This is a genomic window from Gluconacetobacter takamatsuzukensis, assembly GCF_014174275.1.
In the GTDB taxonomy this organism is placed as follows: Bacteria; Pseudomonadota; Alphaproteobacteria; order Acetobacterales; family Acetobacteraceae; genus Gluconacetobacter; species Gluconacetobacter takamatsuzukensis.
On the sequence record NZ_JABEQK010000003.1, the window covers coordinates 319,518 to 342,348 of the forward strand.

The following is a 22,831-nucleotide window of genomic DNA, read 5'->3' on the forward strand; positions in this document are numbered from 1 at the left end:
AGACAGGAGGGTCCCGTTTGCTCAAGGGTTTTCTAACCGTCGGCGGCTGGACGATGCTCAGCCGCGTGCTTGGCCTGGTGCGTGACCAGCTGCTCGCGGCCTTCCTGGGGGCCGGCCCGATCCAGGATGCCTATCAGGTCGCCTTCCGCCTGCCGAACATGTTCCGCCAGCTCTTCGGCGAGGGCGCGCTGAACACGGCTTTCGTGCCGCTCTTCTCCGCCATGCTCACGACCGACGGCACCGAAAAGGCCCGCCGCTTCGCCAGCGAGACGTTCAGCGTCCTGCTGACCTGGCTGACCATGATCGCGGTCCTGGGCGAGATCTTCATGCCGCAGGTCGTCAGCGTGATCGCCGCCGGCTTCCCCATAGGCGGCGAGCGCTACCACATGGCGGTCACGCTCAGCCGCATCACCTTCCCCTACCTGGTGCTGATCTGCGCGGCGGCCCTGGTGTCGGGCGTGCTCAACGGCCTGCACCGGTTCGGCGTCGCGGCGGCGGCCTACGTGTCCTTCAACGTCGTCGGCATCGCCGCGATCTTCCTGCTCACGCCCCTCACCGGCAATGTCGGGCAGGCCGCCGCGTGGGGCGTCACCGCATCGGGCGTCGTCCAGCTCGGGCTGCTGCTGCTGGCGGCCCGGCGCGCGGGCTTCCAGCTGATGCTGCTGCCGCCGCGCCTGACGGCACGCATTCACACGCTGATCCGGCGCATGGCAATCGGCTGCCTGGGCAGCGGCATCAGCCAGATCAACCTGCTGGTCGATACCATCATCGCCTCGTACCTGCCGGCCGGCAGCGTATCGTTCATCTATTTCGCCGACCGCATCAACCAGTTGCCGCTGGGCGTGCTGGGGGCGGCGGCCGGCACCACCCTGCTGCCGGTCCTCAGCCGCCATGTGGCGGCCGAGGACCATGACGGCGCACACGGCGCGCAGAACCGCGCTATCGACTACGCCATGGTCCTGACCCTGCCGGCCGCGCTGGGCATGATCGTGCTGGCCCACCCGATCATCGCCACGCTGTTCCAGCACGGCGCCTTCACTCCGCGCGATGCCATGCTGTCGGCCCAGTCACTGCGCGCCTTCGCCATCGGCCTGCCCGCCTTCGTGCTGATCAAGGTCCTGGCCCCGGGCTTCTTCGCCAGGGGCGATACCGCAACACCGGTGCGGATCGGCCTGTTCACGCTCACCCTGAATTTCGTGCTCAACCTGCTGCTGATGCACCCGCTGCTCCATGCCGGCCCGCCGCTGGCCAGCAGCCTGGCCGCCATCGTCAATGTCGCGATCCTCGCCTTCCTGCTGCGCCGCCGGGGCCTGCTGCGCATCGCCCGCACCACCCTGTCGCGGGTCGCCCGGATGCTGCTCGCGGCCCTGGGCATGGCGGCGACGCTGGTGATGCTGAACCTGACGGTCCTCGGCCCCCTCGCCGTCCGCCACGGCCCCCTGCGGATCGTGGCGCTGATGGTCCTGATCGCGGCCGGGATGCTGGCCTACGGCATCGGGCTCCAGATCCTGGGTGTCATGGAACTGCGCGCCGCCATGGCCATGCTGCGCGGCCGGCTGGCGCGCCGGCGCGGCCGAACCGCCTGAAGCGTGAGCCGAAACCGGGTTCCGTCCTTGACCATCGCGCCGCATTTCCCGGCTGGCACATCGCCACGCGGGCCTGTACACAGGCCCGCATGACGCTCCCTTCCCCGGACGGCGCCACCCCGGCCATGGCGCAATGGTTTTCCCTGAAAGCCGAACATCCCGAAGCCCTGCTGTTCTTCCGCATGGGCGATTTCTACGAGATGTTCTTCTCCGACGCCGAAGCGGCGTCCGCCGCGCTCGACATCGCGCTCACGACGCGCGGCACGCATGGCGACATGCCGATCCCGATGTGCGGCGTGCCGGTGGCGGCCGCCTCGGCCTACCTGGCCCGGCTGATCCGCCGGGGCTTCCGCGTCGCGGTGGCCGAGCAGACGGAGCCCCCGCGCAAGCCCGGCAAGGGCGTCGCCAAGGGCCCGCTGGCCCGCGCGGTGGTGCGCCTGGTCACCCCCGGCACCCTGACCGAGGACGAACTGCTGGAGGCCGGGCGCCAGAACCTGCTGGTGGCGGTGGCGGCCGGCGCGGGCCGTGCCCCGGCCGGCCGTGGCTGGGGCGTCGCATGGATCGATATCTCGACCGGCGCGTTCGAAACCGCATCCGTCCCGCCCGACGGGCTGATGGACCTGCTGGGCCGGCTGGACCCGGCCGAGATCCTGGCCGCCGGCGGCATCGACCTGGGCGATTTCGACGCCAGGCGCGCGCCGGAGGCCACGCCCCCGGCACCCGCCACGGCCCGCCGCCGGGTGGCCGAGACATTCGAGGTCGCCAGCCTGGACGCATTCGGCACCTTCTCGGACGAAGAAGCCATCGCCGCCGCGATGGCGCTGGACTATGTCCGCCGCAGCCAGGCCGGGCAGATGCCGCGCCTGGCCCACCCCCACGCCCATGAAAACGGCGGCATCCTGGGCCTGGACCCGGCCACCCGCGCCAGCCTGGACCTGCTGCGCACCCGCGACGGCACCACCGAGCACACGCTGCTGGCCAGCGTCGGCCGCACCGTCACCGCACCCGGCAGCCGCCTGCTGGCAGAATGGATCGCCGCCCCCCTCACCCGCTGCGCGCCGATCGCCGCGCGCCAGGATGGCTGGTCGTGGCTGATCGACGAAGGCGGGGTGCGCGCCGCCCTGCGCCAGGGGCTGCGGGGCACGCCGGATATCGCCCGCGCGCTGGCCCGCCTCTCGCTGGGCCGGGGCCTGCCGCGCGACGCGGCGGCGGTGCGCGACGGCCTGTCCATCGCCCGGCGCATCGCCTCCTCCCTGGCCGACGGCCGCGCGGCGCCCCCCGCCCTGATCGCGGACGCCATGCGCCATCTGGGCGGCGGCACCGCGCTGGAAGACCGGCTGAAGCAGGCACTGGCCGAATCCCTGCCGGCACGGGTCGAGGATGGCGGCGTGATCGCCCCCGGCTTCGACCCCGAACTGGACGCCGAACGCGGCCTGCGCGACGACAGCCGGCGGATCATCGCCGGCCTGCAGAACGACTACGCGCAGGAATTCGGGGTCGCCAGCCTCAAGATCCGCCACCACGCGCAACTCGGCTACGTCATCGAAATCCCCACCGCCGCCGCGACCCGCGTGCGCGAACGCACCGACCTGATCCTGCGCCAGGGCACCGCCAGCGCCGCCCGCTTCTCGACCGACGAGCTGATCACCCTGGACCGCCGCATCGCCGAGGCCGGGGAACGCGCAAGCGCGCGCGAACGCGGCATCTTCGCCACCCTGGTGCGCGACATCCTGGCCGAACCGGCGGTGCCGGCCATCGCCCATGCGCTGGCAGTGCTGGACGTACTGCAATCCTGCGCCGACCTGGCGGCCGGCGGCCTGTGGTGCCGGCCCGAGGTCACCGACGACGCCGCCTTCACCCTCACCGGCTGCCGCCATCCGGTGGTCGAGGCCGCGCTGCCGCGCAGCGAGCGCTTCACCCCCAACGATTGCGTGCTGGAACCCGCCCAGCGCGTCATGCTGCTGACCGGCCCCAACATGGCCGGTAAATCGACCTTCCTGCGCCAGGGCGCGCTGGCGGTCATCCTGGCCCAGGCCGGCCTGCCGGTACCGGCCAGGGCGGCACGGATCGGCATCGTCGACCGGCTGTTCTCGCGCGTCGGCGCGTCGGACGACCTGGCGCGCGGCCGCTCCACCTTCATGGTCGAAATGACCGAGACGGCGGCGATCCTCAACCAGGCCGGCCCGCGCTCGCTGGTGGTGGTCGACGAAATCGGCCGCGGCACCGCGACGCTGGACGGCCTGGCCATCGCCTGGGCGGTGCTGGAAGCCATGCATTCCACGTTGCGGTGCCGCTCGATTTTCGCAACGCATTTCCACGAACTGGCCGAGCTGGCCGAAAGCCTCCCCCGCCTCTCCCCCCACACCATGAGCGTGCGCGAATGGAAGGGCCAGGTCGTGTTCCAGCACGAGGTCGTTCCGGGCTCGGCACGCCGGAGCTGGGGCGTGCACGTGGCCCGCCTGGCAGGCGTGCCGGAGCCCGTTGTCCGCCGCGCAGCTAGGCTTCTGGCCGGTCTGGAGAAAGAACGCGCGGTCGGCGCCCGCCCGCTCCCGCTCTTCGCCTCCACCGACGCGCCGGCGGCGCCGGAACCGGTCGATCCGGCCGAGCCCGAAGTGCCCGAAGCCGTCCGCCAGATGCTCGAACAGCTCGACCCGGATGCCTTGACGCCGCGCAGCGCGCTGGACATGGTCTATGCTCTCAAGAAACTGATGCTTGAAGAATCGCGGCATCTGGACCACGGATAGGGTGGACAGGAGGCTGCTTCGAAAGCTTCGATGGTGAACGCAAGCGCGGCCTGCCGCGCGTCCGGCGGTAGTGATCGGGCATCGGAGCGGAATGGCCCTGCCGGCCATGCGCACCCAAGTGCCGGAAAACGCCGTCAGCGACGCTTTTGAAGCAGCCTCCAGGGCCGGGCGCATGCCCGGCCATAAACATTTTCAGGAAACCGATCACGCCGCGATGCCGACTCTGTCTTCTCCTTCCCTGTCCGTCAGGGACCTGACCCGAAGCCTCGCGGCCTCCCTCCTGTCGCCGGAAACGGGAGATGCCGTCCCGCGCGATGTGGCCATCGGCCTGTTCCGCCGGCATCTCGCCAGGTTCCAGGCCTCGGTGCGCGAGGAATTCGAGGCCCATCGCCTGCACGGCGCCTCCGCCGCCAAGCAGCTGGCGCACTACACCGACGGCATGATCCGCACGCTGGTCGATTTCACGATGGCCCACGCGCTTGATTTCGCGCCCGGATCCGGCCGCCCCGTCCTCGCGGTGGCGGCGACCGGCGGCTACGGGCGCGGCATGCTGGCCCCCTTCAGCGATATCGACCTGCTGTTCCTGACGCCCGACGAGCCCTCGGCCGATGTCAGCCGCGTGGTCGAATATATCCTGTATTTCCTGTGGGACCTGGGGCTGAAGGTCGGCCACGCCACCCGCTCGATCCCCCAGTGCATCGCCGAGGCCGAGGCCGACACCACGGTCCGCACCACCCTGCTCGACGCGCGCCTGCTGGCGGGCGACGACGCGCTGTTCGCGATGTTCGAGGCCCGCTACATCGTCGCGTGCGTCGAGGCCGGTGCCGCGCGCTTCATCACCGACAAGCGCAAGGAGCGCACGGCCCGCCACCACCGTTTCGGCGACAGCCCCTACCTGGTGGAGCCCAACGTCAAGGAAGGGCGCGGCGGCCTGCGCGACCTGCAGACGCTCTACTGGATGTGCCGCTACACGTTCGGCACCCGCCATGTCTCCGATCTGCTGGCTCCCGGCTTCAGCAGCCTAGGCCTGCTGACCGAGCAGGAAGCCAAGCGGGCTCGTCGCTCGTGGAACTTCCTGTGGAGCGTGCGGCTGCATCTGCACTACATCTCGGGCCGCGCCGAGGAACGGCTGACCTTCGACGTCCAGCCCGTGGTCGGCGCGCGCATGGGCTATACCCGTCACGGCCGCCAGGTCGGGGTGGAGCGCTTCATGCGCCATTATTTCCTGACGGTGCGAGAGGTCATGCGCCTGACGCATGTGCTGGAACCGGCGGTGATGCGCCAGGCCCTGGGCCCGACCGCGAACGCGCCGCAGGCCGACGCCGCGATGCGCGACGCGGGCTTCACGGTGCTGGACGGCCAGATCCTGCCCGAACGCGGCACCTCGTTCGATGCCGAGCCGATCCAGATGATGCGCCTGCTGGAATGGGCACGCACGCGCAAGCTGCCCATCCACCCGCTGGCCATGCACAAGCTGATTCGGTGGGAACGCCGGGCCGCCAGCCTGCGCGGCAACCCCGAGGCGGCGCGGATCTTCCTCGACCTGCTGTGCGGCGCACCGCCCGAACGCGCCCCCCGCCCCGCCCCGGCGGCCGACGGCGCCGGCACCCCGCGCGAGGAAGCCCCCAGCTTCCACGCCACCGCCGAGGACCGGCGGCAGGGCAACGCCTACTGGCTGCACATCATGAACGAAACCGGGATCATGGGGCGGCTGATGCCCGACTGGTCGCGCATCGTCGGCCAGATGCAGTTCGACACCTATCACGTCTTCACGGTCGACGAGCACACGATCGAGGCCATCCGCATCTTCGGCCGCATCGAACACGGCGCCATGGCCGACGAAATCCCGCTGGCCTACGACCTGGCCCGCAATCTCCAGTCCCGCCGCGCGCTGTACATGGCCATCCTGCTGCATGACGTCGCCAAGGGCCGCGGCGGCGACCATTCCGAACTCGGGTCCGAGATCGCGCTGGAAGTCTGCCCCGAAATGGGCCTGACGGGCGAGGAAACCGAAACCGTCTCGTGGCTGGTCCTCCACCACCTGCTGCTCAGCCAGACGGCGTTCCAGCGCGATATCGACGACCCGAAGACCATCCTGGACCTCGCCGACACCATCCAGTCGCCCGAGCGGCTGCGCCTGCTGCTGCTGCTGACGATCGTGGACATGCGCGCCGTCAGCCCTCGCGTCTGGAACGCGTGGAAGGCCACCCTGCTGCACGAGCTGTACATGCGCGTGGCCGAGGTTCTGGAAGGCGGCCTGGCCACCACCGAGCGCGACGTGCGCGTCGCCCGCGCCAAGGACGCGGTGGGCGAGATCCTCGCGGAAGACGGTTTCACCCCCGGGGAAAGCGAGCATTTCCTCGGCCTGGGCTATGGCAGCTACTGGCTGTCCTTCGACCAGGACACCCACGCCCGCCACGCCCTGCTGATCCGCGAATCCGAACGCCGCGACTCTCCGCTGACGGTCGAAACCCAGCCCCTGCCGACGCGCGGCGTGACCGAGGTCACGATCTACACCGCCGACCATCCCGGCCTGTTCTCGCGCATCGCCGGCGCGCTGGCCATCGCCGGCGCATCGATCGTCGATGCGCGCATCCACACGCTGATCAACGGCATGGCGCTGGACACGTTCTGGATCCAGGACGCCAGCGGCGAAGCGTTCGAAGAGCCCCACCAGCTCGCCCGCCTGTCCGCCCTGGTCGAGCAGACCCTGTCCGGACGGATGGATATCGCGCGCGAGATCGGCGGCATCGGCCGCATGCGCCACGGGCGGCGCATGCGCGCGATCCACGTGCCGCCCCGGGTAGTGATCGATAACCGCGCTTCGAACAGCTACACGGTCATCGAGGTCAACGGCCGCGACCGGCCCGGCCTGCTGCATGACGTCACCCAGGCCATCAGCGACCATAAACTCCAGATCGCCTCGGCCCACATCACCACCTACGGCGTGCGCGCGGTCGACGTCTTCTACGTCAAGGACCTGTTCGGCCTGAAGATCACCGACGAACACCGGCTGACCGAAATCCGCGAGGCCCTGATCCACGGCCTGCGCCAGGCCGAAGAAGCCGCGACCAGCGATGTCGAGGTCCCGCCCGTCGAAACCCTGTCCATCTGACGGCACGTCCTGTCGCGGGGCGACGGCAGGCCGGCAAGACCGGTCCCGTTCCCCGCGCCTGCGGCAGGCGACTGGCAATCATGCCATGAATTGCTGACAGCAACCTGAACAGACCGGCCATTCGGCCGCAAATGAAAATAAAAGACCGGCATCGATGCATCTCGAAAAATGCATTTCGACAAAAGGATTCTTTACATCAAAGATAGCTGCCGGTTCTATCGATCAGGGCAGCCTGTCTCATGTCGCGACTTCCCAAGCATACCGAGCACCATGCCGTCGAAAAGCTCGGGTGGCTGCGCGCCGCCGTGCTGGGCGCCAATGACGGCACCCTGTCGACCGGCAGCCTGATCGTCGGCGTCGCCAGCTCCCATGCCGCGCGCGGCAGCATTCTGGTCGCCGGCCTGTCCGCGCTGGTGGCGGGCGCGCTGTCCATGGCCGCCGGCGAATATGTCTCCGTCAGTTCCCAGGCCGATTCCGAACATGCGGACCTCGCCCGCGAAAAGCGCGAACTGGCGACCGACTGGGGCGGCGAAATCGACGAACTGGCCGGCATCTACCGCAAACGGGGACTGGACGAGACCCTTGCCCGCCAGGTGGCGACCGAACTCATGAAGCACGATGCCCTCGGCGCCCATGCCCGCGACGAGCTCGGGCTTTCCGCGGCGACGACCGCCCGGCCGTTCCAGGCGGCCCTCGCCTCGGCCTCGGCCTTCTTCTCCGGGGCGCTGCTGCCGGTGATGGCGGCGGTCCTGACGCCGGAACCCTATGTCTCCTGGGGCGTCTCCCTCGTCTCCGTCCTGGCCCTCGCCGGCCTGGGCGCCGTCGGCGCGGTCGCGGGCGGCGCGCCACCGCTGCGCCCCACGCTGCGGGTCACCTTCTGGGGGATCGTCGCGATGATCGTCACCGGCGGCATAGGCCAGATCTTCGGTGTCTAGCACCCACGGCCCGGATCATGCGCGCTAGCACCCCGCCGGCAGCCGCCCCGGGCAGCCCGCCATTCGCCATCCTGCGCATCTTCCTCCGGCTGGGCTGCACCGCCTTCGGCGGCCCGATCGCCCATCTGGGCTATTTCCGGGCAGAATTCGTCGAGCGCCGGCAATGGCTGACCGAACAGGCCTATGCCGACCTGGTCGCCCTGTCGCAATTCCTCCCCGGACCGGCCTCCAGCCAGACCGGCTTCGGGATCGGCCTGATCCGGGGCGGGCTGGCCGGCGGCATCGCGGCCTGGATCGGCTTCACCCTTCCCTCGGCGGCGCTGCTGGTCGCCTTCTCCTACGGCGCCGGCACTATCGCGGCGACCGCTTCCGGGGCCGGCCTGCTCCACGGGCTCAAGCTCGCGACCGTGGCCATCGTCGCGCAGGCCGTCATGGGCATGGCGCGCAGCCTGTGCCCGGATCGCACGCGCGCCACCATCGCCACGGCCGCGATGGTAACGATGCTGCTCGCGCCGGGCGCCCTCTTCCAGTTCGGCACCATCCTCGCCGGCGGCATCGCGGGCCGCCTGCTGTGCCAGGGTCCGCGCCCGATGCCGCCCGACACGCTGCGCCTGCCGCAGTCCCGGCGCGCGGCCATCGGCTGCTTGGTGTTGTTCCTGGGGCTGCTGGCCTTCGCGTTCATCCCCATGCCCCCCGGCCCGGTCGCGCTGTTCGACGCGTTCTACCGCTCGGGCGCGCTGGTGTTCGGCGGCGGCCACGTCGTGCTGCCCCTGTTGCGCGAGGCCGTCGTCACGCCCGGATGGGTGTCCGACAGCGCCTTCCTGGCCGGATACGGCGCCACACAGGCCGTCCCCGGCCCCCTCTTCACCTTCGCGGCCTATCTCGGCGCCATCGCCGGCATGCCGCCAGGCGGCGTGGCCGGCGCCCTGATCGCGCTCTGCGCCATCTTCCTGCCCGGTATTCTCTGCCTGCTGGGTGCCCTGCCCTTCTGGCACGATCTGCGCGGCCGACCGGGGACCCAGGCGGCAATGCGCGGCACCAACGCCGCCGTGGTGGGACTACTGGCCGCAGCCCTCTACGACCCGGTCTGGACCAGCGCCGTGCACGGGTCCGCCGATTGCGCGGTCGTGGCCATGGGCGTCGTCCTCCTCGTCGCCTGGCGCGCGCCGCCACTTCCCGTCGTGCTGCTTTCGGCGCTGGCCGGCCTGTTGCTGCCGATCCCCGCCTGATCCCCCCTAGCCGATCACGCCTTCGCGATCACGGTCTGGTTATTCGGGCCGCGTGCCCCAACATCGAAAGGTGTGTGTGGCAACAGCGTAGGATTACCGACCGATGAGCACCTATCGCACGATCAATCCGGCAACCGGCAAGACCGAGAAAGTCTTCGACCTGCACAGCGACCGACAGCTCCAGGAAAAACTGGAAATCGCCCATCAGCTCTGGAAGGATGACTGGCGTCACCGCAGCTTCGCCCAACGCCGCGCCATCGTGGGCAGGGCCGCCGACATCCTGCGCCGCGACAAGGAAAAACATGCGCGCCTGATTTCCATCGAAATGGGCAAGATTCTTCCCGAAGCGATTGCCGAGATCGAACTCTCGGCCGACATCCTGACCTACTACGCCGAAAAGGCGGAACATTTCCTCGCCCCGATGAAGCTGGACGTCGCCCAGGGCCACGCCACGGTGCTGAGCCAGCCGCTGGGCGTGATCTATTGTGTCGAGCCCTGGAATTTTCCCTATTACCAGCTCGCGCGCGTTGCCGCCCCCAACCTGATGGCGGGCAATGTGGTGATGGTGAAGCACGCCCCCGGCGTGCCGCAATGCGCCGAGACCTTCGAGGCCCTGTTCCTCGAGGCCGGGGCCCCGACAGGCGCCTACACCAACCTGTTCATCACCAACGACCAGTCCGAGACCCTGATCGCCCGCCCCGAAATCCGCGGCGTCGCCCTGACGGGCAGCGAGCGCGCCGGCAGCGCGGTGGCCGGCCAGGCCGGCCGCGCGCTCAAGAAAAGCACGATGGAACTTGGCGGCGCCGATGCCTTCATCGTGCTCGACGATGCCGACCTGGACGACGTCATCCCGCGCGCCGTCGCGGGCCGCATGTCCAATAACGGCCAGGTCTGCACCGCCGCCAAGCGGATGATCGTCCACGATTCCCTGGTCGACGAATTCACGATCCGCCTGGAAAAGGCCATCGGCGAATTCCGCTACGGCGACCCGCTGCAACAGGGCGTGACCCACGGCCCGATGAGCAGCGAGGACGCGATGAAACGCGCGATCTCCCAGGTCGAAAAGGCGGTGAAGCATGGCGCCACCCTCGTAACCGGCGGCAAGCGCCTGAAGCAGGAAGGCTTCTTCATGGGCGCCGCGATCCTCACGAGCGTGACCCGCGACAACCCGATCTTCCATGAGGAGATCTTCGGCCCCGTCGCCACCATCTATCCCGTCGGGACCGAGGCCGAAGCCATCGCCCTGGCCAACGATTCGGCCTACGGGCTCGGCGGCTCGGTGCATACCCGCAACGTCGCGCGCGGCCGCAAGGTGGCCGAGCAGATCGAAACCGGCATGGTCTTCGTCAACGACATCACCGGCTCCGCCCCCGACCTGCCCTTCGGCGGTATCGGAAATTCGGGCTACGGCCGCGAATTGTCGCAATTCGGGATCACCGAATTCGTCAACCACAAGCTCATTCACACGCCCTGACCCCCGCCACTCCCCCGGCCCTCCAGGCTGCCCGCCCATACGCGGCAGCCACAGGGACCGGCGGGGGTCGTCCGGCCCGCTTCCAGAACGTTCCGAAACCGCCCATATTCGTGTCGCATGCCCGCCCGGCCCTGACGGCCAGGCGGGCCCCCGCCGCACGGAACAGGACGGAAAGACGAAGCGATGGCACAGAATGCGGGCCGGGCCCGGGCAGGCATCCTGATCGGCGCCGCCTGCGCGGGCAATTTCCTGGAATTCTACAATTTCATGGCCTACGCGTTCTTCGCGCCCATGATCGGCCATGCGTTCTTCCCCGGCGGTGCCGGCACGCTGGTGAACCTGCTCTACGCGCTGATGACATTCGCCGTGGGCTTCGTCATGCGCCCGCTGGGCGCGGTCATCGTCGGGCGCTTCGCCCGGGCACGCGGGCAGCACGCGGCCCTGATGTCGACATTCGCCATGATGGGGCTGGGCTCGTTCCTGATTGCGGCGACACCCCCGGCGGCCTCCATCGGCATCGCAGCCCCGATCGTCATCATTTTCGCCCGCATGCTCCAGGGTTTTTCCGATGGCGGCGAAGTCGGACCGGCGACCGATCTGCTCTATTCCGCAGCCCCCGGCGGCCTCGGCGGCGTCTTCGGCACGCTTCAGTACATGACGCAGCTGCTCGGCAGCCTGCTCGCCGTCCTGCTGGGCCTTGTCCTGTCTCTCACCATGTCGCACGATGCCCTGTTCGCGTGGGGCTGGCGGGTGCCCTTCATCCTCGGACTCGTCATCGTCCCGGCAGGCCTTTTCCTTCGCAGCCTTGCCGCGGGCCACGCCATCGCCCCCCATCGCCACCCGGCATCCTCGCCCGAGGACCGGCGCGCGGTCCGCAAGGTGATCCTGTTCGTGTTCCTCGCCATCGTCAGCGGAACCGTCTCCACCTATCTCCGCAGCTTCGGCGTCAGCTACGCGGTGTCGGTGCTCCATCTTTCGCCGGCAACCGGCATGGCCGCCATGACGGCCGGCCTGGCCTTCGGCGCACTGAGCGTCCTCGCCAGCATGGCCTTCATCGCCCGCTATCCCGACCCGACCGGCATGGTGATCGGCGTGACCCTCCTGACGGGTGCCCTGTCGCCGATCGTCTATCATTACGCCATCCACCATCCGGGCCTCGGCAGCCAGATGGCGCTGAACATCTCCATGTTCGCCCTGTCGGGCTTCGTCATGAGCAGCATGTGGAAGACCGTGCTGGACGCCCTGCCGCCCCACAGCCGTTCCTTCCTGTTCGGCGTGATCTACGCAACCGCCGTCTCCGTGTTCGGCGGCCTGACCCAACCCGCCGTCACCTGGCTGATCGCCGTCAGCGGCAATCCGCTGTTCCCGGGCTGGATGATGGCGGCCATGGCCGGCCTGGGGCTGTTCAGCTATCTTCGTCTGCAGGCCCTGCAATTCCAGAAGACGCATGCCGCCCCGCGAGTGACCGCGCCCCTGAAAACCGGCGCCTCCTCATGAAACATCCCGGCAGAATCGCGATATTCATCGGCCGCCCTGCCGCCAGCCCGCCAGCGCGGCCCGCAGCGCGGCAACCGGCGCCTGCCATGCCCGCTCCGGCACCTCGGGCCCGGCCTGCCTGAACTGCTCCAGCGACGGATACCACCGGCTGGTCCCGTTCCCCCAGCATGGCGGCGCCCCCCGGTCGAACGCGGCGGACCACCGCCAATCGCCCCCAAAGCGGTTCAGCAGCCAGACCGGCCGCCCCATCGCCCCCGCCAGATGCGCCATGGCGGTATCGACCGTGATCACCAGGTCCAGCCCGGCGACGACCCGCGCGGTCTCCAGCCAGTCGCCCGCGGCGGCCGGTTCCATGACAAAGGGCAGCGCCCCGGCAGCGACCCCATGCTGGAGACTGACGAAACACAGCCCCCCGACATCCCCCAGCGGCGCAAGCACATGCGGCGGGATCGACCGCCTCCGGTCGAACCGAAACGCCGGGTTCCCCGCCCAGCACACCCCGACCCGCAACCGCCCATCGCCTTCACCCACTGATGGCAGCAGATAGGGCGCAAAGGCCGGCACCTCCGCCATGCCCAGCAGATGCGGCAGGCTGGGCAACCCGCAACGGGCCGCCACATCGCCCGGCAGCGGCGTCCCGACCGGCCACAGCGTGCAGCGCGACGCGATCAACCCGTCCGGATCGGGCATGGTCCGCACCAGCCGATGCAGCGCCGGCGGCAGGTCCAGCACCACTTCCACCCGGCGCAGGCACTCCGGGAGATAGCGCAGGAACTGGATCGCATCGCCCACCCCCTGCTCGGCATGCAGCAGCAGGCGCCCCCCGGGCAGCGCCGATCCATCCCACGCTGCCACACCCGGCCAGCGCCTCTCGGGCAGCAGGCGCCCCCGCGCCTCCAGATGCCGCCACCCCTCCGCCATCGCCCCCCGCGCCAGCAGCAGCGTGCCCAGGTTGAATTCCGCCCGCGCCCCCTCCACGCCCCGTCCCGCCACCGGGTCGGCCGTCACGCCGCGCAGCAGTTCCTCGGCTGCCGCATCGTCGCCCAGCTCGGCCAGGATGGTCGCGTCGTTGACGGCAATCCGGACATCCTCCGGCGCGCATCGCCGCGACCGCGCCAGCGCCTCGCCCGCCCGTGGCAGATCGCCCAGCGCCATCCGCACCAGCCCCAGATTGTTCAGCGTCTCGGCCACGTCCGGCGCCAACCGGTCGGCCTGCTCCAGCGCCACCAACGCCTCGTCATGCCGGTTCAGCGCAAACAGCACGGCACCATGATTCGCCCACGCCGCCCCCTGGTCCGGGCACAGATCCCGCACCAGCCGGTAGAGGCCCTCCGCCTCCCCATGCTGCCCCCGCTCCGACAGCAGCACCGCCAGCGCGTGTAGCCGCCCGGCATCCGGCGCGGCGAACAGCCCGGCCGACGCCACCAGCCGCCCCGCGATCCCGGCTCCGCCGGCCATAATCGCCGCCCGCCCCCAGTCCAGCAGCAGCGCGGGGTCGCCCGGCCGCAGGCCCAGCGCGGCACGCAGGCTCGCCTCGGCCTCGCTCCAGCGTCCCATCTCCCCCAGCACGGCGGCGAGGGCGGCATGGGCGCGCGCGTCGCGCGGCTCGCGCAGGGTCGCGACATGCAGGGCGGCGCGGCCGGGCTCCAGATGCCCCTGCTCATGCAGCGCGCACCCCAGGGTGATATGGAAATGCGCGGCCGGCAGGCTCGCGATCGCCCGCCCCGCCAGCCCGATCGCCAGGTCCGGCCGGCCCGACGCACGGGCGACACAGGCCATGCCGTGCAGGATCTCCGGGTCGTCCGGTGCGTCGGCCAGCGCCGCGCGCAGCAGGGACGCGGCGCCGTCGCGGTCGCCTGCCGCCAGCCTCGCCATCGCCCCGGCCACCCTGTCCTGTCGTCCGTCCATTCCGTTCGTCCCGGTTGCATCCGCCGCCCGCCATCGCCCAGAGTGCGACAGCCCGTCCCGTTCGCAAGAAGAGAGACCATGCCACAAAGCGCTTACCAGGACCTGACCAGCCATTTCGCCCGCATCGGGCGCATCCGCAATGCGCTGGGCATCCTGGGATGGGACAAGGATGTGATGATGCCCTCCGGTGCCGCCGACAGCCGCACCGACAGCATCGCCACCCTCAGCGTCCTGTGCCACGACATGCTGACCGACCCGCGCGTCGGCGAATTGCTGGAACGCGCGGAAGCCCCGGCCGGCTCGTGGGAGGCCGCGAACCTGCACGAAATGCGGCGCGCCTGGCTGCACGCCGCCTCGGTCCCCGCCGAACTGGTCGAGGCCTCGTCCCGCGCCGCATCGCGGTGCGAGGTCGCATGGCGCACCGCCCGCCGCGATGGCGATTTCGCCGCCCTGCTGCCGCTCCTGTCCGACGTGCTGGACCGCACGCGCGAACTGGCCATCGTCAAGGGCGCGGCACTGGGCCTGCCGCCCTACGACGCGCTACTGGACCAGTACGACCCCGGCACCCGCCGCACCGATATCGACCCGGTCTTCGCCGAATTGCGCCGCGACCTCCCCGGCCTGATCGCCGAGGCCCAGGCCCACCAGGCCACCCTGCCCCCGGTCGTCGCCCCCACCGGCCCCTTCCCCGTGGCGCAACAGGAGGCATTGGGCCGGCAAATCATGACGGCGCTGGGCTTCGACATGGCGCGCGGCCGGCTGGATGTCAGCATCCACCCGTTCTGCGGCGGGGCCGAGGACGATGTGCGCATCACCACCCGCTACGACGACGCGGATTTCCTCTCCGCCCTGATGGGCGTAGTGCACGAGACTGGGCACGCGCTCTACGAACAGGGCCTGCCGGCGGCATGGCACACCCTGCCCGTCGGCCAGTCCCGGGGCATGAGCCTGCACGAGAGCCAGTCGCTGCTGATGGAAATGCAGATCGCGCGCTCCCGCCCCTTCATCGACTGGGTCGCCCCCCTGCTGCGCGAGACGTTCGGCGCGGCCGCGACCGATCCGGGCTGGTCGGCCGACGCGCTGTATCGCACCGTCACACAGGTCAAGCCCGGCTTCATCCGCGTCGATGCCGACGAGATCACCTACCCCGCCCATGTGCTGGTCCGCTACGAGCTGGAAACCGCGCTGATCGACGGCACATTGCCCCTGCGCGACCTGCCGGAAGCCTTCAATGCCGGCATCCGCGACCTGCTGGGACTGGACGTGCCCAACGACCGGCTGGGCTGCCTGCAGGATATCCACTGGCCCTCGGGCGCATGGGGCTATTTCCCCACCTACACGCTGGGCGCGATCCTGGCCGCGCAACTGCGCCAGGCGGCGTTCGACGCCGATCCCGCCATCGCGCAGGGCATCGCGCACGGCGATTTCGCGCCCCTGGTCGCGTGGCTGCGCGAACATGTGCACGGCCAGGCCAGCCGCCTGTCCACCGCCGGGATCGTGGCCGCCGCCACCGGCGCCCCGCCCTCCACCGCCGCCTATCGCACCCATCTGCGCGAACGCTACTGCGGCGCCTAGGCAGCGGCACGGTAGCGCCTACCGCGCCACGACCGACGCAACGCCCTTCGCCCGCGCGTAGCAGGCATTGATGAAATGCGCGGGGTTCGGCGTCAGCCCCGCGAACATGATGTCCTTGCGCACATACAGCGTCTTCCGGCCGATCTTCACCAGCGGCAGCACCGCGTGGCTCCCCGCCCCCCGCGCCAGTTGCGGGTCGGCGGCCCAGGCCCGGCTGATGGCCGCCACCCGCGTCAGGTCCGCGATGCAGACCGCAAGATGCACCCCCACCAGCATGACAGCCATCACCCCGACCAGCCGGTCCCGCACCGGGCCAACCGGCCGCAGCAGGAACAGCGCCGCCACATAGCAGACCAGAAACATGCTGGCCGGAAACGACACGCGCGCCGCAAGCGCCGCGCGCGGCACGCCAAGCAGCGTGGCCATGTAGACCAGTGCGAGAGGCAGGAAGACCCAGCCCCTCCCGGCAGCAAGCACCCGCCCGCCCGCCGGGCGCCCCACGAAACAGAGCACAATCAGCACCAGCGCAACGATCCAGCAGGGATCGAACAGGCTGCCCAGGTTGCTGACAATCCCGGCAACGCGATCCATCGCCGAACTCGACGCCACGACATGGGTGCGGGCAAAATTGCCCGGCGCCCCCAGCAGCACCATCGTCCCCAGCACCTGCCCCACGATCAGGGCCAGCGGAACAGGCCGCCCTTGCCGCCGCTGCCGCACCCCGTAAAGCGCGAAGACGCCCGACATCGCCAGCGACAGCGGCTCCAGAAAATTCGCGATAAAGAAGGCAAAGGGCCCGATCCAGAAACGCCCCGTCGCCCGCCCCTCCAGCATCCGCCGCAGCAGCCACAGCTCACCGGCCACGGGCCACAGATAGCCGATGGCGCCGGTCTTCCACAGCGCCACCTCCCCGATGGTCCGCGGCAGCCACCACACCAGAAGCCCCACGACGACCATGTCGGTCACACCGGCCAGAAAACCGCGTGATGCCTTCACGGGGTTCCCGCCCGCGATCCATCCCAGACGCAGCACGGTGTCGATCAGCCCGACGAAGACAAGCGCGTTGAGGATATCGAACCCGATCATCCACCATGGCGGCAGGGTGGCGAGGGCGAAATAGGTCAGGGCGGTGGCGAAAAACCGGCCGGTCCACTGGAAATAATCCCGCCAGGCCAGCAGGACCGGGCTCGTCAGGCTGAACGGCGCGGTGCGGCAGTAATCGTCGGCCCATAGCGGCGTGACGATATTCGCCCAGACCAGGAACAGGAAGCACAGGCCCAACCCCACGGCATGACCACGGTCGGCAAGCGGGAAGCGACGCAGTCTGGCACTCATGACCGCGTAGTTGGCCGGCACACCCGACCCTGTCAAGCAATCCCCAGGCCCTCCGCCGGCCGCGCCGTTCCGGGCCATTCGCGCCAGCGTCCCCGCATGCGGGGCCCTGCCCCTCTCGCCCGACAGGTTGCCTTCGGCGGGCGATCGTGGCGACATGGCGCCGATGTTCCGTACCCTCTCCCTCCCGTCCCGCGTGATGCCGGCCGCGCTGGCCGCGTCGATCCTCTCCGCCGCCGTGCCGGCCCTGGCCGCCAAGCCGGCGCCGCCGCTCGACCCGTCCGCCCCGCTGGTCGCGGTCGCCCAGTCGACCACGCAGGTCTGGACCGCCCTGGTGGTCCTGCCCGACGGCCGCATGATCCTCGACTCCCCCACCTCCACCGGCACCCAGGGCCCGACCCTGGCATTGCGCGACGCCGACGGCACCACGCACCCCTACCCCGATGCGGGCTGGAACGACCCCGCCACCCCGCCCGAAAAGCGCCTGGTGTCGGCCGAAAGCCTCCAGTTGGTCGAAGACGGCACGCTGTGGGTGCTCGATAGCGGCTTCGACAGCGCGGACCGCGCCGTCGCGCCCGCCAAACTGGTGCGGCTCGACACCCGCACCGGCACCGTCACCCGGACATGGACGGTCGACCCGGCCGTCCTGCGCCCCGGCAGCCGCGTCGCGGGCGTCCGGGTGGGCCGGGGCCACGCCTTCATCCTCGATTCCGGCGTGCCCGGCCTGATCGTGATCGATCTCGAACACGGGCCCCAGCGGCGCCTGATGGACCACCACCCCTCCCTGACCGCCCAGCGCCCGATCACCGTGGGCGGCCAGGTGGTGCAGGACGCGACCGGCCACACCGCGATCGTCCATGCGAACGAGATCGAAATCAGCCCCGACAGCCAGTGGCTCTATTACCAGCCCTTCTGCGGCCCCCTCTACCGGATCGGCACCGACCTGCTGACCGACACCACCATCACCAGCTTCGAACTCGATGACAGCGCGACGCTCTGGTACAAGACGCCTCCGCTGGGCGGCATGACGGTCGCCCGCGACGGCACGCTCTATTTCGACGATATCTCGACCGGCAGCATCTTCCGCTTCACCGCCGGGCGCATCTACCAGCGCATCGTCCTCGACCCGCGCCTGCGCTGGCCCGCCACCCCCGCCATCACGCCGTCCGGCCAGCTCTACATCCCCACCGCCCAGCTCGACCGCACGCCGCGCTTCAATCACGGCCAGATGGCGGTCCAGTGGCCGCTGACGATCTATCGCATCGACACTGCCGCCCTCCCCCCTCCGATCCGCTGACACAACCCCTTCGCGTGGGGCCCGCTTGGCGGTATGAAGGGGGCATGCGCTACGTTTCGACCCGGGGACAGGCCCCCGTCCGCGATTTCTCCTCGGTTCTCATGGCCGGTCTCGCCGAGGATGGCGGCCTCTACCTGCCGGAAAGCTGGCCGGTCCTGACCGCCGACGACTGGCGGGCCCTGCGCGGCCTGCCCTATCCCGAACTGGCGGCACGCATCATCGCGCCCTTCACCGCCGGCTGCATCGCGCCCGACGTGCTGCTGCGCCTGTGCCGGGAAGCCTATGCCGGGTTCGACCACGCCGCCATCGTGCCGCTGGTCCAGGTCGAAGACGGGCTGTTCGTCCAGGAACTGTTCCACGGCCCCACGCTCGCCTTCAAGGACATGGCGATGCAGCTGCTGGGCCGGCTGTTCGACCATGTGCTGACTGAGCGCGACGCGCACGTCACCATCGTCGGCGCCACCTCGGGCGACACCGGCTCGGCCGCGATCGAGGCCTGCCGCGGGCGCGAGCGCGTGCGCATCGTCATCCTCCACCCCGAGGGGCGCACGTCGGACGTCCAGCGCCGGCAGATGACCACGGTGCTGGAACCCAACGTGACCAACCTGGCGGTCCAGGGCACGTTCGACGACTGCCAGGACCTGGTGAAGGCGATGTTCGCCGACGCCCCCTTCCGGCAGGACATGGGGCTCTCGGCGGTCAACTCCATCAACTGGGCCCGCATCGCGGCCCAGATCCCCTATTACGTCTACGCCGCCCTGGCCCTCGGCGCGCCCGACCGCGAGGTCTCGTTCGCGGTACCCACCGGCAATTTCGGCAACATCCTCGCCGCCTGGGCCGCGCGCCGCATGGGCCTGCCGGTCCGCGCGCTGTGCGTGGGCTCCAACCGCAACGACATCCTGACCCGCTTCCTGCGCGACAACGACATGAGCGCGCGCGAGGTCGTGCCCAGCCTGTCGCCGTCGATGGATATCCAGGTCTCGTCGAATTTCGAGCGCCTGCTGTTCGAACTGCTGAACCGCGACGCCGAGGCCTGCGCCCGCGCCGTCACCGGTTTCCGCAGCACCGGCCGCATGGTGGTCCCGGACGCGGTCTGGCGCCAGGCCTCGGGCCTGTTCCACGCCCTCGCCCTTGACGACGAGGACACGAAGACCGAAATCCGGACTCTGTACCGGTCCAGCCAGTATCTGGCGGACCCGCACAGCGCCATCGGCATCGCCGCCGGGCGGATGTTCCGCGAACCCGGCATCCCGATGGTGGCGATGGCAACCGCCCATCCGGCCAAATTCCCCGATGCGATGGCGCAGGCGGTCGGCATCCGCCCCGCCCTGCCGCCGCATCTCGCGGATCTGTTCGACCGGCCGGAGCGTTATGACGTCGTGCCCAACCAACTGGATGCGGTGGAAGACCGCGTCCGCGCGGCGGTGATGAAGAACAGCTGACGCCCATACCTTCCCTTTCTCCGGACGTCCGGCCCTGCCGGCCGGACCGTCACGCAGGACCCTGATGACCGACCAGATCAACGTAACCCGCCTCCCTTCCGGCCTGACCGTGGTCACCGAACGCATGGACCGGGTCGAAACCGTGTCGTTCGGCGCCTATGTCGCCGCCGGCACCTGCCACGAGCACGCCGAGGAAAACGGCGTCTCGCATTTCCTCGAACATATGGCCTTCAAGGGCACCGAACGCCGCAGCGCCGCCGGCATCGCCGAGGAAATCGAGAATGTGGGCGGCCATATCAACGCCTACACGGCGCGCGAGCACACCGCTTATTACGTCAAGCTGCTGAAGGAAGACTTGGCCCTGGGCGCCGACATCATCGGCGACATCCTGACCCACAGCAGCTTCGCGCCTGATGAGGTCGAGCGCGAGCGCGGCGTGATCCTGCAGGAAATCGGGCAGGCCAACGACACGCCCGACGATATCATCTTCGACCATTTCCAGGAAACCGCGTTCCCCGAGCAGCCGATGGGCCGCCCCACGCTCGGCACCGAGGCCCTGATCCGCGACATGAGCCGCGAGACCCTGATGCGCTACATGCGCGGCCATTACACGACCGCCAACACCGTGGTCGCGGCGGCGGGCAACCTGCATCATGAAGACGTGGTCGCCCTGGCCGAACGCCATTTCCGCGACCTGCCGACCCTGGGCAGCCCCGCCAGCTTCGACTCCCGCTACACGGGCGGCGAATTCCGGCGCGAGAAGGATCTCGACCAGGCCCATGTCGTGCTGGGCTTCCCCTCGGTCGGATACGGCGACCCCGATTACTACCCGGTGCTGCTGCTCTCCACCCTGCTCGGCGGCGGGATGTCGTCGCGCCTGTTCCAGGAAATCCGCGAGAAGCGCGGCCTGGTCTATTCGGTCTATTCCTTCAACGCCCCGTTCCGCGACGGCGGCCTGTTCGGTATCTATGCCGGCACCGGCGCCGACCAGGTCGGCGAACTGGTTCCCGTGACGCTGGAGGAACTGCGCAAGGTGCAGCTCCAGGTCGGGCAGGAGGAACTGGACCGCGCCCGCGCCCAGCTCAAATCGTCGCTCCTGATGTCGCTGGAAAGCACCGGCAGCCGGTGCGAGCAGCTGGCCCGCCAGTTGCAGGTCTTCGGCCGCCTGGTCCCCACGGCCGAGACCGTCAGCCTGGTCAACAAGGTCACGATCGACGACGTCCGGCGCGTCGCCGCCCGCGTCTTCCGCGGCACGCCCACGCTGGCGTCGCTGGGCCCGGTGCACAACATGCCCACCCTGGGCTCCATTGCCGAGGCTCTGGCGGCATGAGCACCGACCCGCTCGACCTGATCGGCACCCTGATCGGCAAGGCCCGCGCCGCCGGCGCCGATGCGGTGGATGCGGTCTACACGGCCCGCACGGCCCATGGCGTGCAGATCCGCAACGGCAAGACCGAGGACCTGGAACGGTCGGAAACCTGCGACCTCGGGCTGCGCGTCTTCACCGGCCGGCAATCGGCCATCGTCTCGGCCACCAGCCTCGACCCGGCGCGCTTCGACGCGCTGGTCGAGCAGGCGCTGGCCATGGCCCGCGTCCTGCCCGAGGACCCGCATGCCGGCCTGTCGCCCCAGGCCGAACACGGTTTCGTCGACGGCACCGGGCTGGACCTTCTGGACAGCGCGCGGCCCGACACGGCGGCGCTGATGGCACGCGCCCGCGCGGCCGAGGACGCGGCGCTTGCGGTCGCGGGCGTGACCAACAGCAGCGGCGGCTCGGCCAGTTTCGGCCTGGCGGACATCGTGCTCATGACCTCGGCCGGTTTCTCCGGCCGCTATGCCCGCAGCAGCCATTCCGTGTCGGTCAGCGTGCTGGCCGGCCAGGGTACCGGCATGCAGCGCGATTACGATTACGACGCCACCGTTCATCTCTCCGACCTCGCCGATGCGGGCACGATCGGGCGCAGCGCGGGCGAAAAGGCCGTGGCCCGGCTCAACCCCACCCGCCCGCGCACCGGCAGCATGCATGTGGTCTTCGATCCGCGCGTCTCCTCCAGCCTGCTGGGCCACCTGGCCGGGGCCGTAAACGGCACCGCCATCGCGCGCGGCACCTCCTTCCTCAAGGACCGGATGGGCCGGCGGATCATGCCCGCGGGCATCGACATCCTCGACGACCCCACGCGCGTGCGCGGCCTGTCCGCCCACCCGTTCGACGGCGAGGGCGTGCGCTGCGGCGAACTGGCGATCGTGCAGGACGGCGTGCTGGCCAACTGGGCGCTGGATTCCCGCAGCGCCCGGCAACTGGGCCTGCCGGGCAACGGCCGCGCCAGCCGTGGCAGCAGCGCGCCGCCCGGCCCCTCGCTGGGCAGCCTGTATGCCCGCCCCGGCGCCCCCACCCCGGCGGCGCTGATGGCCGACATCGCGGAAGGGATCTATATTACCGAGCTGATGGGCTCGGCCATCAACGGGCTGACCGGCGACTACAGCCGGGGGGCCTCCGGCTTCATGATCCGGGGCGGCACGCTTGCGGAACCGGTCGCGGAACTGACCATCGCGGGAAACCTGAACGACATGTTCGCCCGCATGATGCTGGCGGACGACCTGGTGTTCCGCCGCGGCATCAATGCGCCCACGATCCGCATCGATGATATGATGATCGCCGGCTCCTGAGCCGGACCCGCACGACTGGAGAAATGGACA

General features: G+C 70.0%; 14 protein-coding genes. 12 read left to right on the forward strand and 2 right to left on the reverse strand.

Annotated features, from left to right (window positions below; all coding sequences use genetic code 11):
• Nucleotides 1–17 precede the first annotated feature (17 nt).
• From murJ to HLH27_RS05940, 7 genes are all read left to right on the forward strand, one after another.
• Nucleotides 18–1,586, forward strand: coding sequence for a murein biosynthesis integral membrane protein MurJ (gene murJ, locus HLH27_RS05910; protein ID WP_182948617.1), 1,569 nt, complete (start codon nucleotides 18–20; stop codon nucleotides 1,584–1,586).
• Between the two features lie 89 nt (nucleotides 1,587–1,675).
• On the forward strand, nucleotides 1,676–4,330 hold the full coding sequence (gene mutS, locus HLH27_RS05915) for a DNA mismatch repair protein MutS (protein ID WP_182948619.1): 2,655 nt from the start codon (nucleotides 1,676–1,678) through the stop codon (nucleotides 4,328–4,330).
• A gap of 214 nt (nucleotides 4,331–4,544) precedes the next feature.
• Nucleotides 4,545–7,445: a [protein-PII] uridylyltransferase gene (locus tag HLH27_RS05920; protein ID WP_182948621.1), complete on the forward strand. Its 2,901-nt coding sequence runs from the start codon at nucleotides 4,545–4,547 to the stop codon at nucleotides 7,443–7,445.
• A 239-nt stretch (nucleotides 7,446–7,684) separates the two neighbouring features.
• Nucleotides 7,685–8,380, forward strand: coding sequence for a VIT1/CCC1 transporter family protein (locus tag HLH27_RS05925; RefSeq protein WP_182948623.1), 696 nt, complete (start codon nucleotides 7,685–7,687; stop codon nucleotides 8,378–8,380).
• Nucleotides 8,381–8,397: 17 nt separating this feature from the next.
• The gene (gene chrA / locus HLH27_RS05930; protein ID WP_182948624.1) at nucleotides 8,398–9,609 is read left to right on the forward strand and encodes a chromate efflux transporter; all 1,212 of its coding nucleotides are present in this window, start codon (nucleotides 8,398–8,400) and stop codon (nucleotides 9,607–9,609) included.
• Between the two features lie 103 nt (nucleotides 9,610–9,712).
• Nucleotides 9,713–11,083: an NAD-dependent succinate-semialdehyde dehydrogenase gene (locus HLH27_RS05935; protein ID WP_182948626.1), complete on the forward strand. Its 1,371-nt coding sequence runs from the start codon at nucleotides 9,713–9,715 to the stop codon at nucleotides 11,081–11,083.
• 183 nt (nucleotides 11,084–11,266) lie between these two features.
• Nucleotides 11,267–12,580 carry an MFS transporter gene (locus HLH27_RS05940; protein ID WP_182948628.1) on the forward strand — a complete coding sequence of 438 codons (1,314 nt, stop codon included), beginning with the start codon at nucleotides 11,267–11,269 and terminating at the stop codon, nucleotides 12,578–12,580.
• Nucleotides 12,581–12,604: 24 nt separating this feature from the next.
• Here the strand turns inward: HLH27_RS05940 and HLH27_RS05945 are convergent, their stop codons facing one another.
• Nucleotides 12,605–14,488: a tetratricopeptide repeat protein gene (locus HLH27_RS05945; protein ID WP_182948629.1), complete on the reverse strand. Its 1,884-nt coding sequence runs from the start codon at nucleotides 14,486–14,488 to the stop codon at nucleotides 12,605–12,607.
• Nucleotides 14,489–14,566: 78 nt separating this feature from the next.
• On the opposite strand from HLH27_RS05945, the gene HLH27_RS05950 reads away from it, so the two are divergent.
• The gene (locus tag HLH27_RS05950; protein WP_182948631.1) at nucleotides 14,567–16,063 is read left to right on the forward strand and encodes a carboxypeptidase M32; all 1,497 of its coding nucleotides are present in this window, start codon (nucleotides 14,567–14,569) and stop codon (nucleotides 16,061–16,063) included.
• An 18-nt stretch (nucleotides 16,064–16,081) separates the two neighbouring features.
• On the opposite strand, the gene HLH27_RS05955 is transcribed toward HLH27_RS05950, so the two are convergent.
• Entirely contained in the window at nucleotides 16,082–17,398 is a 1,317-nt protein-coding gene (locus tag HLH27_RS05955) for a DUF6056 family protein (RefSeq protein WP_182948633.1), read from the reverse strand.
• A gap of 154 nt (nucleotides 17,399–17,552) precedes the next feature.
• Here HLH27_RS05955 and HLH27_RS05960 point away from each other — a divergent pair, with 154 nt between their 5' ends.
• The 4 genes from HLH27_RS05960 to HLH27_RS05975 all read left to right on the forward strand — a co-directional run bounded on the left by HLH27_RS05960 (nucleotide 17,553) and on the right by HLH27_RS05975 (nucleotide 22,801).
• Entirely contained in the window at nucleotides 17,553–18,692 is a 1,140-nt protein-coding gene (locus HLH27_RS05960) for a major royal jelly family protein (RefSeq protein WP_246375519.1), read from the forward strand.
• Nucleotides 18,693–18,736: 44 nt separating this feature from the next.
• A complete protein-coding gene (gene thrC, locus HLH27_RS05965) occupies nucleotides 18,737–20,134 on the forward strand; it encodes a threonine synthase (protein WP_182948635.1) in 1,398 nt (465 codons plus the stop codon).
• 64 nt (nucleotides 20,135–20,198) lie between these two features.
• The gene (locus tag HLH27_RS05970; protein ID WP_182948637.1) at nucleotides 20,199–21,464 is read left to right on the forward strand and encodes a M16 family metallopeptidase; all 1,266 of its coding nucleotides are present in this window, start codon (nucleotides 20,199–20,201) and stop codon (nucleotides 21,462–21,464) included.
• A complete protein-coding gene (locus tag HLH27_RS05975; protein WP_182948639.1) occupies nucleotides 21,461–22,801 on the forward strand; it encodes a TldD/PmbA family protein in 1,341 nt (446 codons plus the stop codon). Before HLH27_RS05970 ends, HLH27_RS05975 begins: the two co-directional genes overlap by 4 nt.
• Nucleotides 22,802–22,831 lie beyond the last annotated feature (30 nt).

Bases quoted from the DNA above. Each gene is read 5' to 3' on its own strand.
- mutS (WP_182948619.1), top strand. From the start codon at position 1,676: ATGACGCTCCCTTCCCCGGACGGCGCCACCCCGGCCATGGCGCAATGG.
- HLH27_RS05920 (WP_182948621.1), top strand. From the start codon at position 4,545: ATGCCGACTCTGTCTTCTCCTTCCCTGTCCGTCAGGGACCTGACCCGA.
- HLH27_RS05925 (WP_182948623.1), top strand. From the start codon at position 7,685: ATGTCGCGACTTCCCAAGCATACCGAGCACCATGCCGTCGAAAAGCTC.
- chrA (WP_182948624.1), top strand. From the start codon at position 8,398: ATGCGCGCTAGCACCCCGCCGGCAGCCGCCCCGGGCAGCCCGCCATTC.
- HLH27_RS05935 (WP_182948626.1), top strand. From the start codon at position 9,713: ATGAGCACCTATCGCACGATCAATCCGGCAACCGGCAAGACCGAGAAA.
- HLH27_RS05940 (WP_182948628.1), top strand. From the start codon at position 11,267: ATGGCACAGAATGCGGGCCGGGCCCGGGCAGGCATCCTGATCGGCGCC.
- HLH27_RS05945 (WP_182948629.1), bottom strand. From the start codon at position 14,488: ATGGACGGACGACAGGACAGGGTGGCCGGGGCGATGGCGAGGCTGGCG.
- HLH27_RS05950 (WP_182948631.1), top strand. From the start codon at position 14,567: ATGCCACAAAGCGCTTACCAGGACCTGACCAGCCATTTCGCCCGCATC.
- HLH27_RS05955 (WP_182948633.1), bottom strand. From the start codon at position 17,398: ATGAGTGCCAGACTGCGTCGCTTCCCGCTTGCCGACCGTGGTCATGCC.
- HLH27_RS05960 (WP_246375519.1), top strand. From the start codon at position 17,553: ATGGCGCCGATGTTCCGTACCCTCTCCCTCCCGTCCCGCGTGATGCCG.
- thrC (WP_182948635.1), top strand. From the start codon at position 18,737: ATGCGCTACGTTTCGACCCGGGGACAGGCCCCCGTCCGCGATTTCTCC.
- HLH27_RS05970 (WP_182948637.1), top strand. From the start codon at position 20,199: ATGACCGACCAGATCAACGTAACCCGCCTCCCTTCCGGCCTGACCGTG.
- HLH27_RS05975 (WP_182948639.1), top strand. From the start codon at position 21,461: ATGAGCACCGACCCGCTCGACCTGATCGGCACCCTGATCGGCAAGGCC.